The organism is Limimonas halophila (assembly GCF_900100655.1).
GTDB classification, from domain to species: Bacteria; Pseudomonadota; Alphaproteobacteria; order Kiloniellales; family Rhodovibrionaceae; genus Limimonas; species Limimonas halophila.
In genome coordinates this window covers 366246-379951 of record NZ_FNCE01000001.1, presented here as the reverse complement: position 1 = coordinate 379951, position 13706 = coordinate 366246, and the positions used below count along the sequence as shown (strand labels likewise).

Below are 13706 nucleotides of genomic sequence, written 5' to 3'. Positions count from 1 at the left end.
CAGCCAGGCTACGGGCACACGCACCGGCCCCGCTCCCGTGCGGTGCCCGCCCGCGCCACGATCGGCCCGCTGGCGGCCACCCATGAAAGGCTTCAGCGATCGCGGCGTGCGTGACTCTCGCCCGCCGAGCTTCCACAGTCCCGCACGAGACCACCGGAGCGCAGGCAGATGTCCCACCTCCCGCCCGTGTTCGGCATCACGGGCTATTCCGGCAGCGGCAAGACGGCGCTGGTGCGCGCGCTGCTGCCCGAGCTGACGGGGCGCGGGCTGCGCGTCTCGACGCTCAAGCACGCCCACCACGGCTTCGAGATCGACCAGCCCGGCAAGGACTCCTACGAGCACCGCGCCGCCGGGGCGCAGGAGGTGCTGGTGGCCTCCGCCCGCCGCTGGGCGCTGGTGCACGAGCACAGAGACGACGCCGAGCCGGGCCTTTGGGATCTTCTCGGCAAGTTCGCGGCGTGCGACCTCGTGTTGGTCGAGGGCTACAAGCGCGAAAGCCACCCCAAGGTGGAGGTCCACCGGCCCAGCGTCGGAAAGCCGCTGCTGCTCGACGAGATCCCCAACGTGCTCGCGGTCGCGAGCGACGAAAGCATCCAGCGCGTGGACGTGCCGGTGTTGAACCTGAACAACGTGGCTGCCATTGCCGATTTCGTCCTGATGCAGACCAAGGCGGCCTGAGATGGCGCAGCTGAGCAGCGACTGCTTCGCCCACGGCGGCGCGCTGATGACCGTGGACGAAGCCATCGCCGCGATCCGCGAGCGCGTGACGCCCGTGGCGGACCCGGAAACCGTGGCCCCGCGGCACGCGCTCGGCCGCATGCTGCTGCGCGACGTCGTCGCCGGGCACGACGTGCCGCCGCACGCCAACTCGGCGGTGGACGGCTTCGCCGTCCATTTCGACGACCTGAAGGCCGAGGGCGAGACGCGCCTGCCCGTCACGGCGCGCGTCACGGCCGGGCACCCGCTCGACCGCCCCGCCCGGCGCGGCGAGGCCATCCGCATCTTCACCGGCTCGCGCATGCCCGACGGGCCCGACACCGTCTACATGCAGGAGGACACGCGCGCCGAGGGCGACGAGGTCGTGCTCATGCCGGGCATCGCGCGCGGCGCCAACGTGCGCGGCCGGGGGGAGGACATCCGCACCGGCGACACCGTGCTGGCCGCCGGCCGGCGCCTGCGCCCGCAGGACCTGGGGCAGGCCGCCGCCGTCGGCTGCACGGGGCTGACGGTCGCGCGGCCCCTGCGCGCGGCCCTCTTCTCGACGGGCGACGAACTGCGCGAACCCGGCCAGCCGCTCGATGCCGGCTGCATCCACGATTCCAACCGCTACACGCTGCACGGGTTGCTGCAGGCCGCGGGCTGCACGGTGACCGACCTGGGCATCCTGCCCGACCACCACGACGCGGTTCACGACGCCCTGGCCGGCGCGGCGGCGGATCACGACGTGATCCTGACCTCCGGTGGCGTTTCCGTCGGGGAGGAAGACCACGTCAAGCAGGCCGTCGAGGCCCAGGGGTCGATCCACACCTGGAAGCTCGCCATCAAACCGGGGCGGCCCATCGCGCTCGGTCAGCTCGGGCGGACGCCCTTCGTGGGCATGCCCGGCAACCCCGTGGCCGTCATGGTCACCTTCATCACTGTCGTGCAGCCGATGCTGGAACAGATGCTGGGCGGCACGGCGGATCGCCCGCGCGGCTACCGCCTGCCCGCCGCGTTCGACCACCGCAAAAAGCCCGCCCGCCGCGAGTGGCTGCGCGCGCGCCTCGTGCCGGGGGCCGACGGCACGCCGGCCGTGGAGAAGGTGGAGCGCCAGGGCTCCGGCGTGCTCTCGGCCGTGGTGGAAAGCGACGGGCTGGTGGAACTGGCCGAGGACACCACCCATGTCGAGGCGGGCAGCGTCGTGGATTTTCTGCCCTACAGCGAGGTGGCGGGATGAAGGTGCTGTATTTCGCCTGGCTGCGCAGCCACACGGGCGTCGGCGAGGAAGCCGTGACGCCCCCGGCGGAGGTGGCGACCGTGGACGCCCTGCTCGACTGGCTGGCCGGTCGGTCCGAGGGACACGGCGCGGCGCTGGCCGACCGCGGCCGCATCCGCGTGGCGGTGAACCAGGAATACGCCGGCCCGGACGACGGCGTGGGGCCGGACGACGAGATCGCGCTCTTTCCGCCCGTCACCGGGGGGTGACGCCATGATCCGCGTGCAGCGCGAGGCCTTCGACGCGGGCGCGGAGATCGCCGCCGCCACCGAGGGCAACCCGCGCATCGGCGGGGTGTGCAGCTTCATTGGCCTGGTGCGCGAGATGAACGACGGCGCCGGCGTCAGCGCGATGACGCTGGAGCACTACCCCGGCATGACGGAAAAGATGCTGACGCGCGTCGCCGAGCAGGCGCGCGAGCGCTGGCCCCTGGAAGCCGTGCGCATCGTTCACCGCTACGGGCGCATGGAACCCACCGAGCCCATCGTGCTCGTCGTCACCGCCAGCCCCCACCGGCACGCCGCGTTCGAGGCGTGCCAGTTCCTCATGGACTGGCTGAAGACCCAGGCCCCCTTCTGGAAGCGCGAAGAGACGCCGGACGGCCCGCGCTGGGTGGACGCCCGCCGCAGCGACGACGAGGCCGCCGCCAGGTGGCTGATGCCGGAGTCCGGAAGCGGCACCTAAAGCTCGCACCCCCGACGCCACAGCGCTCCGCTGACGCCCCAACCGCCCGTTCGCATTTGATGCGAAATAATCTTCATCGATTGTGCGAATTCGTCCGGTATGCTATCCAAATTTATGTGAACGAGAGGAAGGAGGGGCGCTGATGCGCTGCTTTGCCATCGCCAGCGGTCAGGCGGCCCCGGAAGCGGGTGAGCACGCGGTCCCGGCCCCGGACGAGATGCAGCCCTTCGACGACCCGAAGCTGGCAGCGTTTTTCGCGCACTGGCGGACGCGGCTGCGCGGCTCGGCCTGGCCGCGCCGGGCGGACCTGGAGCCGACCGAAATCCCGAAGCTCCTGCCGCACCTGATGATCACGCAACGCACGCTTGAAGGCGGCGAGCGCCTGCGCCTGGTGGGCACGCACATCGTCGATCATCTGGGCTTCGACCCGACGCGCCGCGACCTTTGTGAAATGGCGGGCGACGGCAATTTCGCCGACCTGTGTCTGGAGCTTTTGGCCGAAACCCGGCGCACCGGCACGGTCCTGCACGCTGGCGGTCGCCACCTCAGTCCCGGCGGCGCCACACGGCTCTGCCAACGGATCGTCTGCCCGCTCAGCGACGGCGGCCACGGGATCGACGCCACGGTAAGCTGTGTCGTGTTTTCCGCCTCCCGCGATGGCGCGCCGATCGGCGACGGCGGCCCGGCCTACCTCGAGTTCACGGCACCCGTGCCCCTCCACGTCCTGGCCTAGAGGTTCGTTCAGCGGCCTTCGGACAAAACACCGACCGGTCTTTGGGCCGGACCGATAAGAAACGTGTTTCCTATCTTTGGTTGTGCGCAGATCACCCGGATGTTATCCAAATTCGAACGATCGGGCGCGGCGCCCACGCTTGGCCGGCGCCCCGCATCACGGGACAGGCCGCTGATGTGAAAGCATGTTTGCGTCCGGAACGCGATGAATCGGCCGGCACCATGCTTTCGTGGTCCGGGATGACAACGGCACGGGCGGTGATGACGGTGCTGAACGGTCCCAATCCGACGCAGGCGAGCACCAGCGGGGCGGCGGCCACGGCGTCCGACGACGTCGTTGCGGAGGCCGACCTCGCCGCGTTCCTGGCCTACTGGCGCAAGTTGCTGGCCGGGGACGCCTGGCCGCGCCGCGCGGACCTGGACCCCGTGGCGATCCCGCGTCTGCTTCCGCATGTGATGATCACGAAACTGACGCCGGACGGGCGCGACCGCGTCCGCCTCGCGGGGACGCGGATCGTCGATCACCTCGGCTTCGATCCGACGGGAAGCGACCTGCACGACGACCGCGACGGGCGGCGCTTCACCGACATGTGCCGCCGCCTGAATCGGCACATGTATCAGGCCGGGGCGCCCATCTACGCTGCCGGGCGGCACGTCTCCGCGCTGGGAGCGGCGCGCGAATCCCGTGAAGTCGTCTGCCCGCTCAGCGATTCCGGCGACCGGGCCGACGCCGCCGTGCGCTGCGTGGTCTTCCTGGGCAGCAACGACCCGACGGCAGGGCGACGCGATCCGGCCGGCGAGATCGTGTTCGTGCACCCCCTCGCCCTCGCCGCCTGACGTCACCGCCACATGTGCGCGCGCAGATCCGCGGCCGTGTCCACGTCGGACAGCGTTTCCAGATAGCCCACGCGCAGGCCGGCGTTTTCCAGGTTGGCGGCCGTGTCCGCCAGGGCGTGCGGTCCGCCCCAGCGCACCCCGTCGAACGGCGCCCGCACCACCGGGCGGCGCTTGAGCCCGATCAGCCAGTAGCCGCCGTCGTCCGCCGGGCCCAGAACCGCGTCGTCGCGCCCCAGCCGGTCGAACGCGCGCGCCACGTGGCGCGGCCGGATGTCGGGCACGTCGGCGCCGATCACCACCATCGGCCCCTTGGGCAGGGTATTCGCGGCCCGGGCCAGGCGGTCGCCCAGATCGCCCTGCCCCTGCGGCATCACACTGACGGGCGCGCGCCACAGGCGGCCGGGCCGGTTCACGGCGCTGTCCGGCGTCACGGCCAGCCAGGTGCGCCAGCGCGGATCGCCCGCCAGCCGGCGCAGCAGACGCGCGGTGGTCAGGCGGTGAAAGCGCCACGCGGCCACGTCGCCGAGCTCGCGGGCGAGCCGGCGCTTGCCCTTGCCGAGCCGCGGCTCGCGCGCGAAGAGAACCAGATGCTGTTCCAGGCTCATCCGTACAATCGCTTCAGGCGGTCGGGCGAAACGCCGAGAAGGTGGAGCGTGAGAATGGAAAGGTTGCGCAGCGGGCGCGCCCACCAGCCGTCGCGCTCGTAGCGCGCCCCGGAGGTGACGGCGTCGGCGTCCAGCACGCGCACGCGCGCCCGGCCAAGCTGGCGGACGAGCATGACGTCCTCCATCAGCGGCACGTCGGGGAAACCGCCGAGCGCGTCGTGGGTGGCGCGGCGGATGAGCAGCCCCTGATCGCCGTAGGGCAACCCCAGCCAGCGCGTGCGCCGGTTGGCCCAGCGCGCCACGCGCCGCGCGCCCGGCGTGTCACGGTCGTAAGCGAGGCGGAAGACGCCGGCACGGTCGCGGTTCGCCGGATCGGCCACGAAGGCGCGCACGGCATCCGCCCATCCCTCGCCGAGCCGCGTGTCCGCATGCAGGAACAACAGCCAATCCCCTTCGGCCGCTTCGGCCCCTGCCGCGAGCTGCCGCCCCCGGCCCGCGCGCGTTTCCACGAGGCGGCAGCCGTGCCGGCGCGCGAGATCGGGCGTGCCGTCGCTGGAACCGCCGTCCGCGACGAGGACCTCGCCCACCAGATCCTCGCCTTCCGCCAGCGCGGCCAGACACGCCGGCAGACCCGCCGCCGCGTTGAGCGTGGGGATCACGACCGAGAGCGAGGGCGCGTCGGGATCCGCCATGCCCGTCTATTCCGCCGCGCGCGGGGCGCGGTCGGTATCGCCCGTCTCCGGCAGACTGAAGAAGGACCGCAGCGTGGGTTCGTCCATCGTCTCGTCCTGCAAGAGCCGCTGCGCCGCCGTATCCAGCTCGTCCTTGTGGCTGCGCACGTACGCCAGCGTGCGGTCGAAGGCGTCGTCCACAAGCGTGCGCACCGTGGCGTCGATCTCGCGCGCCGTGGCCTCGGCGTAGCTCGGGCCGCTCTCCTGCGGCATGGGCAGCCCGCCGACGGACTGGCGCTTGCGCTCGTAGGTCACCTGCCCCAGCGCGTCCGTCATGCCGTACTGCGTCACCATGGAGCGCGCAACGTCGGTGCACTTCTCCAGATCGTCGGAGGCGCCCGTGGAGACGTCGTCGAAGAAAACGTTCTCGGCCGCGCGCCCGCCGAGCAGCACACACATCTTGTTGGTCAGCTCGGCGCGCGTCATCAGATAGCGGTCACCCGTGGGGCGCTGCATCGTGTAGCCGAGCGCCCCCACGGAACGCGGGATGATGGAGATCTTCTGCACCGGGTCCACGCCGGGCAGCACGAGCGTCATCAGCGCGTGGCCGAGTTCGTGGTAGGCGACACGCCGCCGCTCCTCGTCGGAGAGCACGCGGTTCTTTTTCTGCAGCCCGGCGACGACGCGCTCGATGGCGTTGGTGAAATCGCTCATCGTCACGGCGCGGCCGTCGCGCCGGGTGGCGAGCAGCGCCGCCTCGTTCACGAGGTTCTCCAGGTCCGCGCCCGTGAAGCCGGGCGTCAGCTCGGCCAGGCGCTCGATGTCCACGTCCTCGCCCAGCACCACCTTCTGGGCGTGGACGCGCAGGATGGCGGCGCGGCCCTTCTTGTCCGGCCGGTCGACGATAACGCGGCGGTCGAAGCGGCCCGCGCGCAGCAGCGCCGGGTCCAGAATTTCCGGGCGGTTGGTGGCACCGATCAGCACCAGGCCGCTCGTGGGATCGAAGCCGTCCATCTCCACGAGCAGCTGGTTGAGCGTCTGTTCCTTCTCGTCGTGGCCGCCGCCGCCCATGCTGCCGCCACCGCCGCGCACACGGCCGAGCGCGTCCAGCTCGTCGATGAAGATGATCGCTGGAGCCTTCTCCTTCGCCTGGTTGAAGAGGTCGCGCACGCGGGCCGCGCCCACGCCGACGAACATCTCCACGAACTCGGAGCCGTTGATGTAGAAGAAGGGCACTTCGGCCTCGCCCGCCACGGCGCGCGCGATCAACGTCTTGCCGGTGCCCGGCGGTCCCGCCAGCAGCACGCCCTTGGGCACCTTGGCGCCCAGGCGGCCGTAGCGCTCGGGCTCGCGCAGGAACTCGACGACCTCCTCCAGCTCCTCCTTCACCTCGTCGATGCCGGCGACCTCGTCGAAGGTCGTGCGCGTCTTCTTCTCGTAGTAGACGCGCGCCTTGGACTTGCCGATCTGCATCAGCCCGCCGCCGGCCTGGCGTTCGATGACGCGGCGAAAGACGAAGTACCACACCCCCAGCAGCAGGGCGATCGGGATCACCCACGACAGGATCTGCTGCAGGAAGGTGTTCTCGACCTGGCCGTTGTACTCCACGCCGTGCTGGCGCAGCGTCTCCAGCACGTCGCCCTCGACGCGGCGCGTGGTGAAGCGCTGCTTGCCGTCCACGGGCTCGGTGAAGGTGCCCGTGATGGTCTCGCTGCCCACGCGCACGCTTTCGATGCGCCCCTGGTCCAGGTACTCTTCGAAGGCGGAGTACGGGATGTCGGCGACCTGGGTGGTCTCGACGTAGATGTACTGAACGATGAAGACCGCGAACAGCGCGGCCGCCAGATAGCCCAGGTGCCAGCGCTGCTTGCGCGCCTGTTCGTCGTTCGGGTCGTTCGTGCCGCCAGCCATCCGACGGACCTCCGGTTCACCGCGCCAATCGGTACGCCCCTAAAGCTGGGGAGTCGCCCCGCTCAGGTGGAGAGGCCCACCAGCGCGCGGGCGTAGTCCTCGGCGTCGAAGGGCCGCAGATCGTCGGCCGTCTCGCCCACGCCGATGGCGTGGACCGGCAGGCCGTAGCCGTCGGCCAGCTGCACCAGCACGCCGCCGCGCGCCGAGCCGTCGAGCTTGGTGAGGACCAGCCCCGTGACGTTCACCAGCTGCTCGAACACCTGGACCTGGTGGACGGTGTTCTGGCCGATCGTGGCGTCCAGCACGAGGACGGTGTCGTGCGGGGCTTCCGGGTCCAGCTTCTGGATGACGCGGATGATCTTTTCCAGCTCCGCCATCAGGTTCGCCTTGTTCTGCAGGCGCCCGGCGGTGTCGATCAGCAGCACGTCCTCGCCGTTCGCGCGCGCGGCTTCCAGCGCGTCGTAGGCCAGCCCGGCGGCGTCCGCGCCCGTGTCCTTGGCCGTGACGGGGCAGCCCGTGCGCTCGCCCCAGATCTGGAGCTGCTCCACGGCGGCGGCGCGGAAGGTGTCGCCCGCCGCCAGGCGCACGCTGTGCCCGGCCTCGCGGTAGTGCTGGGCGAGCTTGCCGATCGTCGTGGTCTTGCCGCTGCCGTTGACGCCCACCACCAGCACGACGTGCGGTTTGCACGCGGTGTCGATCTCCAGCGGCTGCGCCACGGGGCCGACGATCTCGGCGATGATCTCGGCCAGCGCCTCGCGCACGCTCTCGGCGTCCACGTCCTTGGCGAAGCGCTTGCCGCGCAGGCGGTCGATCACCTTGGTCGCCGTCTCCACGCCCAGGTCGGCGGAGATCAGCAGCTCCTCCAGTTCGTCCAGCGTCTCGTCGTCCAGCTTGCGCTTTGTGACGATCGAGCCGATGCCGTCGCCGACCTTGCTGGAGGAGCGCGACAGCCCCTGCCGGAGCCGGCGCAGCCAGCCGCCCTTTTCCGTGCCGTTGTCCTTGCTCATGCCGGGCTCGCGGTCGTTGGGATATCCGATGTGTCGGTGTTGGCGGGTGTCGACGCCGCGCGCACCACCCCTCACGCGGGGGCGAGCGCCTCGCCCGTCAGGTGGCCGTCCGCCACGCCCGTGAGGCGCACGCGCACGATCCCGCCGGACGTGCCCCCGTCCGGGTGCACAGGATCGACGCGCACGGGGGCGAAATGCTCGGTGCGCCCCTTGAGGCGGCCGTCGCCGTCCGTCTCCTCCAGCAGCACCGTGGCCTCGTGGCCGACGCAAGACTCGAGGAAGCGGCCCACGGCGGCGTGGCCCTGCTCCCGCAGCTCGCGGGCGCGCGCCTTGCGCGTGGGCTTGGGCACCTGCGGCATCTTCGCGGCGGGCGTGCCGGGGCGCTCGTCGTAGGGGAAGACGTGCAGGTAGGTCAGCCCAAGCCGCTCGATGGTGCCCAGCGTGCGCGCGTGCGCCTCGGCGTCCTCCGTCGGGAACCCGGCGATCAGGTCGGCGCCGAAGACGACGTCGCTACGGCACTGCCGCGCCCGCTCGACCGCGCGCTCGGCGTTGGCAACGGAATGCCGCCGCTTCATGCGCTTGAGGATGAGGTCGTCGCCGGCCTGGAGCGAGAGGTGCAGGTGCGGCATCAGCCGCGGCTCGGATGCCAGGAGCGCGAACACCTCGTCGTCCAGCTCCGCCGGGTCCACGGAGGACAGGCGCAGGCGCGGCAACTCCGGCACGTTGGTGAGCAGGCGGCGGCAGAGCTGGCCCAGGCGCGGCCGGCCCGGCAGGTCGTCACCGTAGGCGGTGATGTCGACGCCCGTCAGCACGACCTCGCGCACGCCGTCGGCGACCATGCCGCGCACCTGCCGCACCAGCTCCCCGATGGGCACGGAGCGGTTGTTCCCGCGCGCGTAGGGAATGATGCAGAAGGTGCAGCGGTGGTCGCAGCCCTGCTGGATCTGCACGAAGGCGCGCGTGCGCGTCTCGAACGCCTCGACGAGGTGGGAGGCGGTTTCGCGCGCTTCCATGATGTCGTCGACAACGACGCGCTGCGGCGCCTCCGGCGCGAAGCTGTCGGGGCGCAGCTTGGCTTGGTTGCCCAGCACGCGGTCCACGCCGGGCATGTCCGCGAACTGATCCGGGTGGAGCTGGGCGGCGCAGCCGGCGACGACGATGCGCCGGTCCGGGTGGTCGCGGTGCGCGCGGCGGATGGCCTGGCGCGCCTGCTTTTCCGCCTCCCCCGTGACGGCGCAGGTGTTCACGATGACGGCGTCGCCGAGCCCCTGCTCGCGCGCGTGGCGCAGCATGACCTCGGACTCGTAGGCGTTCAGGCGGCAGCCGAAGGTCACGATCTCGGGCTGCGCGTCCTCGCGCGCGTCGGCTGTCTCGGGCGGTGTCGCGGTTGTCATGCTGCGATCGCGCTTTCGTCGACCTGGCCGGTGAAGCTGACGGCTGCCGGGCCGGTTTTGATGACATGGCCGTCGCGCTCGCGCCACGCAAGCTCCAGCGGCCCGCCGTCGAGGTGGACCGTCACCTGACGCCCCGTCAGCCCGCGCCGCACCGCCGCCACGCAGACCGCGCAGGCCGCGGTGCCGCAGGCCCGCGTGATGCCGGCCCCGCGCTCCCAGACGCGCAGGCGGATGGTTTCGCCGTCCAGCACGGTGGCGAAGCTCGCGTTGGCGCGCTCGGGAAACATGGCATGGTGTTCGACCCTGGGGCCGAGCGTGTCCAACGCCACCGCTTCGGCATCGGGCACGAAGGCGACGGCGTGCGGGTTGCCGACGTTCACGGCCACGACCTCGGGCACGCCCGGCACGCCCAGGTCGAGGTGCAGCGTGTCCGCGGGCTCGGCCAGCGGGATGGCGTCCCAATCCGTGCGCGCGGGGCCCATGTCGACGCTGATGCGGCCGTCGCCGCTCGGCCAGGCGGTCAGCACGCCCGCGCGCGTCTCGATGAGGAGCGGGCTGCTGGCGCCGTGCGCGAACAGCCGGGCGGCGACGCAGCGCGTGGCGTTGCCGCAGGCGCTCACCTCGCCGCCGTCGGCGTTGTAGATGCGCATGAAGACGTCGCCGGTGTCGTCGGCCGGCTCGATGACGATGAGCTGGTCGAAGCCGATGCCCTCGCGGCGGTCGGCCAACGCGCGCACGCGCGCCGGCGACGGGGCGAACGGCTCCTGACGGGCATCGACCACGACGAAGTCGTTGCCCAGCCCATGCATCTTGACGAAATCCCGGCGCGCGCTCATGGCGCGGATATAGACCGCGCGCGCGGGTGGTGTCCACCGCGCCGCACACCGGCGGTCGGGCCCGTTGTCATGCCGGGGGCTCGGTGCTAGCGTCCGCGCCGCTTCAGCGGCCGGGGTATGCCGGACCGCGCGAACCCGATTCCAGAACCGTCAACGGAAGACGCGCAGCCATGCCGAAGATCGAGGGCAACGACATCCGCGTCGGCAACGTCCTGGAGCACAAGGGCCGCGTGTGGCGCGTGATGAAGACGGATCACGTCAAGCCCGGCAAGGGCGGCGCCTACATGCAGTGCGAGCTGCGCGACCTCTTCGACGGCTCCAAGACCAACGAGCGCTTCCGCGCCCAGGAAACGCTGGAGCGCGTGCGCCTGGAGCAGCGCAACTACCAGTTCCTCTACCAGGACGGCGACGAGTTCGCCTTCATGGACCTGGAGACCTTCGATCAGATCACGGTCGGCCGCGAGCTGATCGGGGAGCCGGCGCGCTTCCTGGTCGAGGGCATGCAGTGCGAGATCGAGTTCTACGAGGACAAGCCGCTCAACGTCACCCTCCCCGACACCGTGACGCTGGAGGTCACCTACGCCGAGCCCGTCGTGAAGGGGCAGACGGCCACGGCCTCCTACAAGCCCGCCGAACTGTCCACCGGCGCGCGCGTGATGGTGCCGCCCCACGTGGAGACGGGCGATTGGGTGACGGTGAAGACGGCCGACGGCAGCTACGTCGAGAAGAAGCGTCAGTAAGGCGCATCGCCACGACACCCGGCGCCGCCGCGAGCGGCCGCGTCCGCCCGCGCCTCGCGCGGCGCGGACGCGACGTCGTTTGACGGCGCCCGCGATCAGCCCGAAGCGGAGCACGCCATGGCGACGCGTTCGCCCGTTCTCAACGTGATGATGCGCGCCGCCGACAAGGCCGCGCGCGGGCTCAAGCGCGACTTCGGCGAAGTCGAGAACCTTCAGGTTTCGCGCAAGGGTCCGGCCGACTTCGTCTCCGCCGCCGACCGCCGTGCGGAGGAAACCATCCGCCGCGAGCTGACGCGCGCCCGCCCCGAGGCCGGGCTGCTCATGGAGGAAGGCGGGGGCGAGCCGGGCTCGGACGAGCGCCGGAGCCGCTTCATCGTCGACCCGCTCGACGGCACCAGCAACTTCCTGCACGGCCTGCCCCACTTCGCCATCTCCATCGCCCTGGAACAGCGCGGTGAGCTCGTCGCGGCCGTGGTCTATGATCCCATCAAGGAAGAGCAGTTCTACGCCGAGAAGGGCGGCGGCGCCTTTCTCAACGACCGGCGCCTGCGCGTCTCCGCCCGCGACCGCCTGGACGCGGCGCTGATCGCGACGGGCGCGCCCTACAAGGGTCACGGCGACCGGCCGACCTTCCTCGCCGAGGTGGACGCCGTGATGGCGGAAACCGCCGGCATCCGGCGCATGGGCTCGGCCGCCCTCGACCTCGTCTACGTCGCCGCCGGCCGCTACGACGGCTACTGGGAGCGCGACCTCTCGCCGTGGGACACGGCCGCGGGGGCCCTGATCGCGCGCGAGGCGGGCGCGGTCGTCACGCAGATCGACGGCAAGCCGTTCAAACCGGAAAGCCAGAGCATCCTGGCCGCCAACGTGGACCTGGAGGTGGCCCTCCAGCGCCTCATTTACGCGGCCAGCAAGCGCGCGAAGTCGGCCTGAGCTTGCTCGTGCCGTGCGCGACGGCTACGCTCGCGGCCGATGCGCATCCGCTATCTGCCCGAGTTAACCCGATGACGCACCGGCTCACCGTCTCCCCGCGCCGTCTCGCGGCGGGCTTCGCGGGCGTGTGCCTGCTCGCGGCCAGCCCGACGGCCGCCCAGGAAACCACCTACATCGGCGGGTCCGGCGAAGGCGGCAGCGACAACGTCAGTGTTAATCTGGACGTGATCGGGGGCGACGGGGGTGGCAGTACGCGCGAACGCGCGGGGCCAAGCGGCGGCTCGGGCGAGCTGCAGCTCCGCATGCCCGGCGATGGTGACGACGGCGGTGAGCGCCCCGAGAAGCCGGACATCAAGCCCGGGGAGGTCGTGCGCGCCCCGGGCGGCGCCCGCTTGCGCTTCCCGCTTCTGGACGAGCCGCAGAGCCGCCTGACCGTCGATATGGCGCAGTTCCAGGCGCGCCAGCAGCCCGAGCGCCAGCCCACGGAAAAGCCCGAGGAACGCGGCGGCGAACCGGCCGGCGAGCCGATGGTCGAGCAGCAGGAGCCCGACCGGAAGCCCGAGACGGCCACCACCGCGGTCGCCGGCACGCGCGAGACGGAGGCGCAGACCGACACGGCCACCGCGGACACCGGCAGCGAATCGCAAGCCACCGCCGGCGCCGAGGAATCGACCGCCGCGGCGACGGACACCGGAAGCCTGGACACAAACACCGGAACCCTGGACGCGGACACCGGCGGCGCGGCCGAACCGGAGCGCGACCAAGAGGCCGCAAGCGCCGCCGCGGAGCGCGGCGAGCGCGACGAGGGCGAGCCCGTGGAACTTCAGCCCGGCACGAAGCCCGACGACGAGACGCGAACCCGGACCGCCGCGGCCGAAACCGGTGAGGCGGGCACGCAAAGCGCCGACACCAGCGCGGACACGCAGCCGGATACGGGCGGGACCGCGTCGGACACCGGAACCGGCCAGACGGCCGGGGAGGAGCCGGCGGAAACCCAGACCGCCACACGCACCGACACAACCGACGGCGCGCCGTTGGAAACGCAGCTCACCTTCGCCACCGGCTCGGCGGAGCTGGGCAGCGAAACCCGCCGGCAGCTGGACCGCGTGGTCGCGGCGCTGAAGAAGGACAGCGACAGCCGCATCGAGCTGACCGCCTACGCCGACGTGCCCGGCGATTCGCCGAGCCGCTCGCGGCGCTTGTCGCTGTCGCGGGCACTGGCGGTGCGGTCCTACCTGATCGAAAAGGGCGTGCGCTCCACGCGCATCGACGTCCGCGCGCTGGGCAACGCGGTGGAAAGCGGTCCCGCGAACCGCGTGGACATCGCGCCGGCGTCGCGCGGATGATGTCACAGTTTCGTCGCGTTTCCCCGCGAGCGTCA

General features: G+C 71.5%; 15 protein-coding genes. 9 read left to right on the top strand and 6 right to left on the bottom strand.

Features of this window, described 5'->3' with window-relative positions:
• The first annotated feature begins 168 nt into the window (after positions 1-168).
• From mobB to BLQ43_RS01775, 6 genes are all read left to right on the top strand, one after another.
• Entirely contained in the window at positions 169-678 is a 510-nt protein-coding gene (gene mobB / locus BLQ43_RS01800; RefSeq protein WP_090018397.1) for a molybdopterin-guanine dinucleotide biosynthesis protein B, read from the top strand.
• 1 nt (position 679) lies between these two features.
• Positions 680-1936 carry a molybdopterin molybdotransferase MoeA gene (moeA, locus tag BLQ43_RS01795; RefSeq protein ID WP_090018396.1) on the top strand — a complete coding sequence of 419 codons (1257 nt, stop codon included), beginning with the start codon at positions 680-682 and terminating at the stop codon, positions 1934-1936.
• A complete protein-coding gene (moaD, locus tag BLQ43_RS01790) occupies positions 1933-2184 on the top strand; it encodes a molybdopterin converting factor subunit 1 (protein WP_090018395.1) in 252 nt (83 codons plus the stop codon). Before moeA ends, moaD begins: the two co-directional genes overlap by 4 nt.
• 4 nt (positions 2185-2188) lie before the next feature.
• Complete coding sequence (locus tag BLQ43_RS01785; protein ID WP_090018394.1) at positions 2189-2659, top strand: molybdenum cofactor biosynthesis protein MoaE; 471 nt, start codon at positions 2189-2191, stop codon at positions 2657-2659.
• Positions 2660-2801: 142 nt separating this feature from the next.
• Positions 2802-3392: a PAS domain-containing protein gene (locus tag BLQ43_RS01780; RefSeq protein WP_090018393.1), complete on the top strand. Its 591-nt coding sequence runs from the start codon at positions 2802-2804 to the stop codon at positions 3390-3392.
• 239 nt (positions 3393-3631) lie between these two features.
• A complete protein-coding gene (locus tag BLQ43_RS01775; RefSeq protein ID WP_176758468.1) occupies positions 3632-4228 on the top strand; it encodes a PAS domain-containing protein in 597 nt (198 codons plus the stop codon).
• Between the two features lie 2 nt (positions 4229-4230).
• On the opposite strand, the gene BLQ43_RS01770 is transcribed toward BLQ43_RS01775, so the two are convergent.
• The 6 genes from BLQ43_RS01770 to dapF form a co-directional block, all read right to left on the bottom strand.
• Complete coding sequence (locus BLQ43_RS01770) at positions 4231-4833, bottom strand: TIGR04282 family arsenosugar biosynthesis glycosyltransferase (protein WP_090018391.1); 603 nt, start codon at positions 4831-4833, stop codon at positions 4231-4233.
• Positions 4830-5525 carry a TIGR04283 family arsenosugar biosynthesis glycosyltransferase gene (locus BLQ43_RS01765; protein WP_090018390.1) on the bottom strand — a complete coding sequence of 232 codons (696 nt, stop codon included), beginning with the start codon at positions 5523-5525 and terminating at the stop codon, positions 4830-4832. Before BLQ43_RS01765 ends, BLQ43_RS01770 begins: the two co-directional genes overlap by 4 nt.
• 6 nt (positions 5526-5531) lie before the next feature.
• The gene (ftsH, locus tag BLQ43_RS01760) at positions 5532-7415 is read right to left on the bottom strand and encodes an ATP-dependent zinc metalloprotease FtsH (protein ID WP_090018389.1); all 1884 of its coding nucleotides are present in this window, start codon (positions 7413-7415) and stop codon (positions 5532-5534) included.
• A 62-nt stretch (positions 7416-7477) separates the two neighbouring features.
• Entirely contained in the window at positions 7478-8422 is a 945-nt protein-coding gene (ftsY, locus tag BLQ43_RS01755; RefSeq protein WP_090018388.1) for a signal recognition particle-docking protein FtsY, read from the bottom strand.
• Positions 8423-8493: 71 nt separating this feature from the next.
• Positions 8494-9816 (bottom strand): tRNA (N(6)-L-threonylcarbamoyladenosine(37)-C(2))-methylthiotransferase MtaB, encoded by a 1323-nt coding sequence (mtaB, locus tag BLQ43_RS01750; protein WP_090018387.1) that lies wholly within the window; start codon positions 9814-9816, stop codon positions 8494-8496.
• Positions 9813-10625 (bottom strand): diaminopimelate epimerase, encoded by an 813-nt coding sequence (gene dapF / locus BLQ43_RS01745; RefSeq protein ID WP_245659410.1) that lies wholly within the window; start codon positions 10623-10625, stop codon positions 9813-9815. The genes mtaB and dapF overlap by 4 nt, the downstream gene beginning before the upstream one ends.
• A 197-nt stretch (positions 10626-10822) precedes the next feature.
• Between dapF and efp the strand changes: the two genes are divergently transcribed.
• The 3 genes from efp (at position 10823) to BLQ43_RS01730 (ending at position 13671) form a co-directional block, all read left to right on the top strand.
• Positions 10823-11392 (top strand): elongation factor P, encoded by a 570-nt coding sequence (gene efp / locus BLQ43_RS01740; protein ID WP_090018385.1) that lies wholly within the window; start codon positions 10823-10825, stop codon positions 11390-11392.
• A 117-nt stretch (positions 11393-11509) separates the two neighbouring features.
• Positions 11510-12325 (top strand): inositol monophosphatase family protein, encoded by an 816-nt coding sequence (locus BLQ43_RS01735; protein WP_090018384.1) that lies wholly within the window; start codon positions 11510-11512, stop codon positions 12323-12325.
• A 71-nt stretch (positions 12326-12396) separates the two neighbouring features.
• Positions 12397-13671: an OmpA family protein gene (locus BLQ43_RS01730; protein ID WP_090018383.1), complete on the top strand. Its 1275-nt coding sequence runs from the start codon at positions 12397-12399 to the stop codon at positions 13669-13671.
• Positions 13672-13706 lie beyond the last annotated feature (35 nt).